The organism is Pseudomonas sp. B6002, assembly GCF_013385985.1.
Classification (GTDB): Bacteria; Pseudomonadota; Gammaproteobacteria; order Pseudomonadales; family Pseudomonadaceae; genus Aquipseudomonas.
This window is the reverse complement of sequence record NZ_JACAOY010000022.1, coordinates 1-9,569: the sequence shown is the minus strand read 5'-3', so window position 1 is coordinate 9,569 and position 9,569 is coordinate 1. Positions and strand designations below refer to the sequence as shown.

Genomic DNA, 9,569 nt, shown 5'->3' with positions numbered 1-9,569 from the left:
AGCGTGTTTGACGGGGCGCCCAGGATCAAAAGCAAGAGCACAGCGGCCTGACAGCCGGCTTGAGTGGTGTAGATCAAAAGCGAAGACCTGTAGGAGCCGGCTTGCCGGCGATGCAGGCGACTCGGTCCTTCAGATACACCTATCGCTTTGCCAACCAGTAATCATGCAGCGCCCGCGCTGCGGGTTCGATTTCGTTGGCGCGTTGTTGGTGTGCCTTTACATCCAAGTCTGCCGGCAACTCGAAGTTGTCCTGCTCAGCGCACCAGGAGATTTTTTCCAGCTCTGCAGCCTGGGCGGCTGGCAGTTCCGGCCAGTTGCCGATGGCGGCGCCGCGAATGTAGCCGAAGCACCATTCTTCGGCGAGGGTCACGGTGTGGCCCTGGTGGTCGGTTTCGTCGAAGCGGGCCTTGAAGCCGCTGGCGTCGGTGGCCAGTTGTTCGGCCAGGGTGTTGAGGTGGCGCACGCACAGTTCGAGGAAGCGTTGTGCTTCGTCCATGCTTTCCCACTCGGGGTTTTGCCCGCCCCAGATCGCCGGGAACCACTCGGCCACATCCACTTGCACCGGGCTGGACACCAGGGCGGTGAAGTAGCCGTCGAGTTCGGCCAGGTTCAGTACGGAATGGTCGTCGCCGTATTTGAGCAGGGTGTCTTCGATGAATTCGAATTCGGCCGGGGTGAGGGGGTGGGCGTGCATGGGCATATCCTTTAAACGTCGAGCGCCGCAGGTGGGGCGGCTTAAAGCGCGAAGGATGGTACTTAGGACGGTTTTTTTCCAGTACTTTCCAGGCGCAAGCACAGCTTGCTCACGCACATCGAGCCCACCACTGCGAGGATGATGGGCACCAGGAAGTCATGCTCAATACGGGTGAATTCCGCCACCAGCACAATCGCCGTCAGCGGCATGCTCATGCTGGACGCCAGAAAAGCCGCCGCACCGATGATCGCAAACGCCCCCAGGGGGACGCCCGGCCACGCCAGGCTCCAGGCGCCACCAAGGATGATCGCCAGCAGTGCGCCGTTGGCCAGGCCCGGCGTCAATAGCCCGCCTTCGGCGCCGGCGCGCAGGCTGCTGGTGGTGATCAGCACCTTGACCAGCAACAGCAACGCGGCCAGGCCGATGCTCAGTTCGTTGTCGAACCCCAGTTGTGCCGGGCCTTTGCCGTTGCCGAGGATTTGCGGCAGCCACATCGCCAACACGCCGATGACCGTGAAGTTGATCACTGACAACACCGGCAGGCGCCAGCCTCGTGCGGCATTCGCCCGTGCGCGGCCGGTGAGCCGGGTGAAACCGTAAGCTGCCAACCCGAACACTGGCCCGCACACCACCGCCCAGGCGATCAAGGCCGGGCTCAGCACAAAGTGCGGCACCACATATTGGGATTCGGCACCCAACCCGATCCACGCCACCGAGGCGGCAATCGCCGAGGTCGCCAGGGCAATCACCGCCGCCGGCCAACTGAACACGCCCACCAGCACTTCCAGCACGAACACTGCGCCGCCCAACGGCACGTTGTACACCGCCGCCAGGCCCGCGCCGGCGCCGCAGGCGACGATCAGGCGATGCATGGGCGGGGCGAGTCGCGTCCGCTGCGATAACCAGGTGGCGGCCAAGGCCCCGACTTCCCGTGGCGCCACTTCACGGCCCAGGGGCGAGCCGAGGGCCACGGTGATGATTTGCAGCACGGCGTGAGCGAGGGTGGTCTTGGGCGGCATGATCGGCATCTTCTCCGACACCGCCTGCTTGATGCTCACCAGCGGCCGGCCGTAGCGATAAATCAGCCACCAGCCGAACCCGGCCACCAGGCCACAGACCACCAGCACCAGCAAGCGCCGTTCGGGGGCGGCCGCGGTCACGCCGAGCAGGAAAGTTTCGTGGCTGACCAGGCTGTCGAGGCTGTAGCCGTAGGCCAGGTGTTGAATACCGTGCAGCAGCAACGCCAGGAGCATGCCGCCAAGCCCCGCGCCGATGCCGGTCAGCACGACCACCAGGGCCAGTATCAACGATGAGCGAAACGTGGACGGCATACACAACTCCAGACAATGGCCCTGATTGTATAGCCGATAAATCGCCTGCCCTGGGTGAAATGTATCGCCGCTGCATGAAGCGCCGCGCCACAACATTTCATTACCTTTGCCAGTCCCGGTTTTGGCCGATGCGCCGTCCTGCACCCTTGGTATAGTTCGGGCCTTACTACTCGCCAGTCAGGGATCACTGCCATGTCCGAATACCAAGCTTTCGTCGTCGAACTCACCGGCAACGTTGCCCATGTGCAGATCAACCGCCCGGAAAAGATCAACGCGATGAACGCCGCGTTCTGGACCGAAATCATCGACATCTTCCAGTGGGTCGAAGACACCGACGCCGTGCGCGCCGTGGTGCTCAGCGGGGCCGGCAAGCATTTTTCGTCTGGCATCGACCTGATGATGCTGGCGTCGGTGGCCAATGAATTCGGCAAGGACGTGGGCCGCAACGCACGCCTGCTGCGCCGCAAGATCCTTGAGCTGCAAGCCTCGTTCAATGCTGTCGACAACTGCCGCAAGCCGGTGCTGGCGGCCGTGCAGGGCTACTGCATCGGCGGTGCGATCGACCTGATCAGCGCCTGCGACATGCGCTACGCCGCCGAGGGCGCGCAGTTCTCCATCAAGGAAATCGACATCGGCATGGCCGCCGACGTCGGCACCCTGCAACGTTTGCCGCGCATCATCGGCGACGGCATGTTGCGCGAGCTGGCCTACACCGGTCGCCAGTTCGGTGCCGAGGAAGCGCGCAGCATCGGCCTGGTCAATCGCGTCTATCCCGATCAGGAAACCCTGCTGGCCGGGGTGATGGAGATTGCCCATGAAATCGCCGCCAAGTCGCCGATTGCCGTGGCCGGCACCAAGGCCATGATCAGCTACATGCGTGACCACACAGTCAATGATGGTCTGGAATACGTTGCCACCTGGAACTCGGCTATGTTGCAATCCAACGACCTGCGCGTGGCCATCGCGGCCCACATGAGTAAGCAGAAACCCGAATTCGTGGATTGACTGACATGACCCCAGGCTGGATTACCACAACACTTCTGGACAACGACACCCCTGGCGGCTGGGCCGTCGCCCGCAGCCGCGACGGCTTCTTGCATGACGCCAACGGCCCGCTGTTCCCCCGGGAATGGCTCAAGCGCCAGGACCTGGCGGTGTTTGCCGAACACGGTATCGGCCACCTCGACGGCGAGCCGGTCTACCTGCTGGAACTGGACGCCGCCGCCGAAGTGGAAGGTTGCAGCTGGCAGGGCCTGCGCGCCTTCATGCTGCAAGGCGACCACACGCTGTACAAAGTGTTGGGTTACGCCGCGCAGATCGGCACCTGGGCCCGCGAACACCGCTTTTGTGGCAGTTGCGGCCAGGCCATGGTCCAGGTGCCCCGCGAGCGTGCGATGCATTGCCAGGCCTGCGACCTGCGCAGCTACCCACGCATTTCGCCGAGCATGATTGTGCTGGTGACCCGTGGCGACGAGATCCTGCTTGCCCGCTCGCCACGCTTTGTGACGGGTGTGTACAGCACGCTGGCGGGGTTTGCCGAGCCGGGGGAGTCGGCCGAAGACTGCCTGATCCGCGAGGTGCGCGAAGAGGTGCAGGTGGAGGTCAAGAACATCCAATACATGGGCAGCCAGTGCTGGCCGTTCCCGCACTCGATGATGCTGGGCTTCCATGCCGAATACGCCAGCGGCGACATCGTGCCCCAGGCCGACGAGATCGAAGACGCGCAGTGGTTCAACATCCACGACCTGCCGCCGTTGCCGGCGTCACGTTCGATTGCGCGCTACCTGATCGACCTCTACCTGGCCCGTCGCTTAGGCCACGCTGAACCAGTGCTGCCAGGCTAGGCGCACCGTCAGGCCGAGGACCACGGTGATGAACACCGGGCGAATGAACTTGGCGCCGCCGCTGATGGCGCTGCGGGCGCCAAAGAACGCGCCGCACATCACCGAAACGCCCATTGCCAGGCCGACGATCCAGTCCACCGAACCATTGATGATGAACACCGTTAGCGCGCCCGCGTTGCTGACGAAGTTCATGCTGCGCGCCACGCCGCTGGCCTTCACCAGGTCGATGGGGTGCAGCAGCATGGTGCTCACGGTCCAGAACGCCCCGGTGCCCGGGCCGGCCACGCCGTCGTAGAAGCCCAGGCCGAAACCCTGGGTGGATTGCCATTTCTTCTTGATCGGCGCATCGGCGTCCAGCGGCGCCTTGGGCGTGCCGCCGAACAGCAGGTACACGCCACAGGCGAACACAATCACCGGCAGCATTTTGTTCAGGGTTTCGGCGGGCAGGTAGTGGGCGACCACGGCGCCGCTCAACGCGCCGACCAGCGTGCCGACGATGGCATGCACCCATTGGCGTGGGTGGAACAGCTTGCGGCGGTAAAAGGTGAAACTGGCGGTGGCCGAGCCGAAGGTGGAGCTGAGCTTGTTGGTGCCCAGCACCAGGTGCGGTGGCATGCCGGCCGTGAGCAGGGCCGGTGTGGTCAGCAGACCGCCGCCGCCCGCGATGGCGTCGATGAAACCGGCGATAAAGGCGACAAGCGCCAGGATGGCGAGGGTGGTGAGGTCAACGCTGAGTTCGAAGGGCATGGGCAGGGCTTATTCTTGGCAGGGTGCGCAGCGAAGGGGCTGCGCCAAAGGCCTGCATCTTACCTGCCGGAGGTAGGTAGTTCCAATGTGGGAGCTGGCTTGCCTGCGATGACGGTGGACCTGCTACCGATAGGTTGACTGACCCACCGCTATCGCAGGCAAGCCAGCTCCCACATTCTTACGGTGCCCGCTTAGGACCTGTGTGTTTCGATCCACTCCAGCGCCGTACGCCAGATGCAAATCCCCAGGAAATACGCCGACATCAGCGACCACAACCCAAACGTCCACGGGTTGGTGTTCGGGTAGTCCACCACCATCAGGAAGCTGCACAGCAGCCAGATCGTGGTGACGGCGATATTGATTGGCATGAAGCGCTTGACCCGGAACGGGTGCAGGAACTTCATCGGCGTCACGGTCAGCAGTGCCAGGCCGATCACGGTCAGCAGTGTGACCCAGGCTTCCGGTTGGATGATGTACACGCACAGGGCCACCACGTTCCACGCCGCTGGGAAGCCGACGAAGTAGTTGTCCTTGCTCTTCATGTTCACGTTGCAGAAACAGAACAGTGACGACACCAAAATCACCGACACCGTGAACAGGTGGGTGAAGTCCGGCAGGTCGATGTAGCGGTAGATAAACAGCGCAGGAATGAACACATAGGTCAGGTAGTCGATCACCAGGTCCAGCACCGAGCCGTCGAAGCTCGGCAACACCGTGCTGACATTGACCCGGCGTGCCAGGGAACCGTCGACGCCATCGACCACCAGCGCCAGGCCCAGCCACAGCAGGCAGGCCTTGGGCGAGTTTTCCAGCAGCGCCAGGGTGGCCAGAAAGGCCAGCACCACACCGGTGGCGGTGAAGCCGTGGGCGCCCCAGGCTTTGAGTCTGGCTACATGCAGGGTCGATATCACGGGCGGTTCTCCAAAAGGTGAAACGGGGCAGCCGACAACGTAACGCCGTCGAGTCTGGCCGGGGAATGCAGGTATCGACCGGGAAGGGGGGGATAAGGTTCACCGCCCCGGTGTATCACTTAGCGTAGCAAGCGTAGGACGATTCGGCATCAGCCCTGGCGGAACACCAAGGCCTTCAAGCCACTTTGCGCGTCAATATCAGGAAATTCCGGCGGGTTTTGCAGCCGTTCGATAAAACGCAGGCCCGGCGCTTCGCGGGTCACGCCGTCGATCAGGAAGTCTTCGCCCAGGGCCGGGTCGTTCATGCAGGCCAGTACCGTGCCCTGTGGCGTGAGCAGGTCCGGCAGGCGGCGCAGCACGCGCTGGTAGTCCTTGGTCAGCAGGAAACTGCCTTTCTGGAAGGACGGGGGGTCGATGATCACCAGGTCGTAGGGGCCGTTGTGCGTGACCTTGGCCCAGGACTTGAACAGGTCGTGGCCCAGGAAGCTGACCTGGCTCAGGTCATGACCGTTCAGGCGGTGATTGTCACGGCCACGGCTCAAGGCGCCACGGGCCATGTCCAGGTTCACCACGTGCTCGGCGCCACCTTCGATGGCCGCCACGGAGAACCCGCAGGTGTAGGCAAACAGGTTGAGCACGCGCTGGCCCTTGGCCTGTTCGCGCACCCAGTTGCGGCCGTAGCGCATGTCGAGGAACAGCCCGCTATTCTGTTTTTTACCCAGGTCGATCAGGTAACGCAGGCCGCCTTCGGTGATGATCAGCTCTTCGACCGGGTTGCCCGACAGCCATTCGGTGGTGCTTTGCGGCAGGTAGCGGTGTTGCAGGGCCACGGTGTAGTCGGCCAGTTGCGTGTGCAGCAGCTGTTTCAAGTCTTCCAGTGGCTGCGCCTCGGGCTCCTTGAACAACGAGACCAGCACCACGCCTTGCAGCCAGTCCACCGTCAGTTGTTCCAGGCCCGGCCAGCAACGGCCACGGCCGTGGAACAGGCGACGGGTTTCGTCCGGTGGCGTGGCCAGGGCGGTGACGAGGTGAGCGTGCAGGGTGGCGAGTGCGTCTGGGGTCATCGTTGAGTGTCAGTCATTGAGCGGGCGGCATTTTAAACACAGTTGCAGGGTTTCGGGGTGCTTGAGCACAACGTGCTGGAAAAAAGCCGGTTGGCAGTGATTCATGCTCAAAAAGCAGCAAGCTGCGCCTGATAACAGGCAAATAATCCTCTGGCACCGACATAAACTGGAAAAAAAGCCCGGAGGTGCCCATGAACGGTTTCGCGAGTGCAGTCAATCACACAGCAGTGGATCAGGTAGAGCTGGACGAGTGGCGCGACGCCCTGGCGTCCCTGGTGGCCAACGCCGGCCCGGCCCGGGCGCGGCAGATCCTCGACCTGCTGGCCCGTGAAGGCAGCGCCCCGCACATCGACTGGAAACCACGCCACGGCACGTCCTATATCAATAGCATCAGCGTCGAACAGCAACCGCCATTCCCCGGTGACCTGGCCACCGAAGAGCGCCTGGCCTCGCTGGTGCGCTGGAACGCCCTGGCCATGGTGGTGCGCGCCAACCAGGCCTATGGCGAACTGGGTGGCCATATCGCCAGCTACGCCAGTGCGGCGGACTTGTTCGAAGTGGGCTTCAACCACTTCTTTCGCGCGCGCAACGAGGGCTTTTGCGGTGACCTGGTGTTCTATCAGCCGCATTCGGCACCGGGGATTTACGCCCGTGCGTTTCTGGAGGGGCGCCTCAGCGAGCACGACCTGGCCCACTATCGCCAGGAAATCGGTGGCCCCAACCATGGCGCACGGGGCCTGTCCAGCTACCCCCATCCGTGGTTGATGCCCGACTTCTGGCAGTTCCCCACCGGCTCCATGGGCATTGGCCCTATCAGCTCGATTTTCCAGGCGCGCTTCATGCGCTACTTGCAGCATCGCCACTTGCAGGACACCACCGACCGCCATGTGTGGGGTGTGTTCGGCGACGGCGAGATGGACGAGCCGGAAAGCATGTCGGCCCTGACCCTGGCCGCCCGCGAAGGCCTGGACAACCTGACCTGGGTGGTCAACTGCAACCTGCAGCGCCTCGACGGCCCGGTGCGCGGCAACGGGCGAATCATCGACGAACTGGAAGCGCTGTTCGCTGGCGCCGGCTGGAACGTGATCAAACTGGTCTGGGGCTCGGACTGGGACGCCTTGCTCGCCAAGGACGCCGACGGCTCGCTGGTCAACACCTTGTCCAATACCGTCGACGGGCAATTCCAGACCTTTGCCGCCAAGGACGGCGCCTACAACCGCGAGCACTTCTTTGGCCAAAGCGAGTCCCTGAAGGCGCTGGTGGCAGGTATGAGCGACGAGCAGATCGACCGCCTCAAGCGCGGCGGCCATGACATGGTCAAGATTCACGCGGCTTACCACGCGGCACGCCGGGTCAAGGGCAAGCCCACGGTGATCCTGGCCCAGACCAAGAAGGGCTTCGGCATGGGCGAGGCCGGGCAGGGCAAGATGACCACCCACCAGCAGAAGAAACTCGACCGCGACGCGCTGATCGCCTTCCGCAATCGCTTCCAGTTGCCGCTCAGCGATGAACAGACCGAATCCCTGAGTTTCTTCAAACCGGCTGATGACAGCCTTGAAATGCGTTACCTGCACCAGCGGCGTAACGCCTTGGGTGGCTATGTGCCCAGCCGCAGCCCGGTGGCGGCAACGGTCGCGGTGCCGTCGATAACGGGGTACGCCGGGTTTGCCACGGCGGCCGACGGCAAGGAAATGTCCACCACCATGGCCTTTGTGCGCATGCTCACCAACTTGCTCAAGGACAAGGCCCTGGGCCCGCGCATCGTGCCGATCGTGGCCGATGAAGCGCGCACCTTTGGCATGGCCAACCTGTTCAAGCAGATCGGCATCTATTCCAGCGTGGGCCAGCGCTACGAGCCGGAAGACATCGGCTCCATCCTCAGCTACCGCGAGGCCACCGACGGGCAGATCCTCGAAGAAGGCATCAGTGAAGCCAGCGCCATCAGTTCCTGGGTCGCGGCGGCCACCAGCTATTCGGTGCATGGCCTGCGCATGTTGCCGTTCTACATCTATTACTCGATGTTCGGCTTCCAGCGGGTCGGCGACCTGATCTGGGCCGCCGCCGACCAACGCGCCCGAGGGTTTCTGCTGGGCGCCACGGCCGGGCGCACCACCTTGGGCGGCGAAGGCTTGCAGCACCAGGACGGCAGCAGCCACCTCATGGCGGCGACGGTGCCGAATTGCCGCGCCTACGACCCGGCGTTTGCCGGGGAGTTTGCGGTGATCCTCGACCACGGCATGCGCCAGATGCTGGAGCACGATGTGGACGAGTTCTACTACGTGACCCTGATGAACGAAAACTACCCGCAGCCGAGCCTGCCGGACGGCGTGGAGGCCGCGATCATCAAGGGTATGTATCGCCTGGAGGGCGCCGCCAATGCCCAAGTGCGCCTGCTCGGCTCCGGCACGCTGGTGCGCGAGGCCCAGGCGGCGGCGCAGCTGCTGGCGGAGGATTGGCAGGTGAGCAGCGAAGTGTTCAGCGTGACCAGCTTCAGCGAACTGGCGCGGGATGCGCGGGAGGTGGAGCGCTGGAATCGGCTGCATCCGCAGGACGCGACGCGGGTGAGTCATGTGAACGCGTGCCTGCCCCAGGGTGCGCCGGTGGTGGCGGTGTCCGACTATGTGCGGGCGGTGCCGCAGATGATTGGCTCGTACGTGGACTCCCGTTACATCGTACTGGGTACCGACGGTTTTGGCCGCAGTGATACACGGGCGGCGTTGCGGGATTTCTTCGAGGTGGACCGCCATCACCTCGTGCTGGCGGCATTGACGGCGTTGGTGGAGCAGGGGAGTTTGGCGCGGGAGGTATGCCAACAGGCAATAGAGAAGTACGGCTTGCAATCGGAGCGTGCCGCGTCCTGGATCTCCTGAACAACAGAGATCACCTGTGGGAGCTGGCTTGCCTGCGATAGCGGTGGGTCAGCTACAGATGCATCGGCTGACCCACCGCCATCGCAGGCAAGCTGAACTGGTCAAGTA

The 9,569-nt window shown here is 63.5% G+C and carries 8 protein-coding genes; 3 read left to right on the top strand and 5 right to left on the bottom strand.

What is annotated here, in order from left to right; genetic code table 11:
* Window positions 1-139: 139 nt before the first annotated feature.
* Together HX792_RS23570 and HX792_RS23565 are read right to left on the bottom strand one after the other, a co-directional pair.
* A complete protein-coding gene (locus tag HX792_RS23570; protein WP_176998344.1) occupies window positions 140-694 on the bottom strand; it encodes a UPF0149 family protein in 555 nt (184 codons plus the stop codon).
* Window positions 695-756: 62 nt separating this feature from the next.
* The gene (locus tag HX792_RS23565; protein ID WP_176998343.1) at window positions 757-2,025 is read right to left on the bottom strand and encodes a chloride channel protein; all 1,269 of its coding nucleotides are present in this window, start codon (window positions 2,023-2,025) and stop codon (window positions 757-759) included.
* A gap of 192 nt (window positions 2,026-2,217) precedes the next feature.
* Here HX792_RS23565 and HX792_RS23560 point away from each other — a divergent pair, with 192 nt between their 5' ends.
* Both HX792_RS23560 and nudC read left to right on the top strand, forming a co-directional pair.
* Window positions 2,218-3,030 (top strand): crotonase/enoyl-CoA hydratase family protein, encoded by an 813-nt coding sequence (locus HX792_RS23560; protein ID WP_176998342.1) that lies wholly within the window; start codon window positions 2,218-2,220, stop codon window positions 3,028-3,030.
* Window positions 3,031-3,035: 5 nt separating this feature from the next.
* Window positions 3,036-3,869 carry an NAD(+) diphosphatase gene (gene nudC, locus HX792_RS23555; protein ID WP_176998341.1) on the top strand — a complete coding sequence of 278 codons (834 nt, stop codon included), beginning with the start codon at window positions 3,036-3,038 and terminating at the stop codon, window positions 3,867-3,869.
* Here the strand turns inward: nudC and HX792_RS23550 are convergent.
* The 3 genes from HX792_RS23550 to HX792_RS23540 form a co-directional block, all read right to left on the bottom strand.
* A complete protein-coding gene (locus HX792_RS23550) occupies window positions 3,837-4,616 on the bottom strand; it encodes a TSUP family transporter (RefSeq protein WP_176998340.1) in 780 nt (259 codons plus the stop codon). The two genes, nudC and HX792_RS23550, sit on opposite strands and share 33 nt — an antisense overlap.
* 191 nt (window positions 4,617-4,807) lie before the next feature.
* On the bottom strand, window positions 4,808-5,527 hold the full coding sequence (gene pcsA / locus HX792_RS23545; protein ID WP_176998339.1) for a phosphatidylcholine synthase: 720 nt from the start codon (window positions 5,525-5,527) through the stop codon (window positions 4,808-4,810).
* 149 nt (window positions 5,528-5,676) lie between these two features.
* Complete coding sequence (locus tag HX792_RS23540) at window positions 5,677-6,591, bottom strand: class I SAM-dependent methyltransferase (RefSeq protein WP_176998338.1); 915 nt, start codon at window positions 6,589-6,591, stop codon at window positions 5,677-5,679.
* Window positions 6,592-6,782: 191 nt separating this feature from the next.
* Here HX792_RS23540 and mdeB point away from each other — a divergent pair, with 191 nt between their 5' ends.
* A complete protein-coding gene (gene mdeB / locus HX792_RS23535) occupies window positions 6,783-9,461 on the top strand; it encodes an alpha-ketoglutarate dehydrogenase (protein ID WP_176998337.1) in 2,679 nt (892 codons plus the stop codon).
* The last annotated feature ends 108 nt before the right edge of the window (window positions 9,462-9,569 follow it).

Excerpts from the sequence above, each read along its gene's own strand:
- HX792_RS23570 (WP_176998344.1), bottom strand. The coding sequence starts at position 694 with ATGCACGCCCACCCCCTCACCCCGGCCGAATTCGAATTCATCGAAGAC.
- HX792_RS23565 (WP_176998343.1), bottom strand. The coding sequence starts at position 2,025 with ATGCCGTCCACGTTTCGCTCATCGTTGATACTGGCCCTGGTGGTCGTG.
- HX792_RS23560 (WP_176998342.1), top strand. The coding sequence starts at position 2,218 with ATGTCCGAATACCAAGCTTTCGTCGTCGAACTCACCGGCAACGTTGCC.
- nudC (WP_176998341.1), top strand. The coding sequence starts at position 3,036 with ATGACCCCAGGCTGGATTACCACAACACTTCTGGACAACGACACCCCT.
- HX792_RS23550 (WP_176998340.1), bottom strand. The coding sequence starts at position 4,616 with ATGCCCTTCGAACTCAGCGTTGACCTCACCACCCTCGCCATCCTGGCG.
- HX792_RS23540 (WP_176998338.1), bottom strand. The coding sequence starts at position 6,591 with ATGACCCCAGACGCACTCGCCACCCTGCACGCTCACCTCGTCACCGCC.
- mdeB (WP_176998337.1), top strand. The coding sequence starts at position 6,783 with ATGAACGGTTTCGCGAGTGCAGTCAATCACACAGCAGTGGATCAGGTA.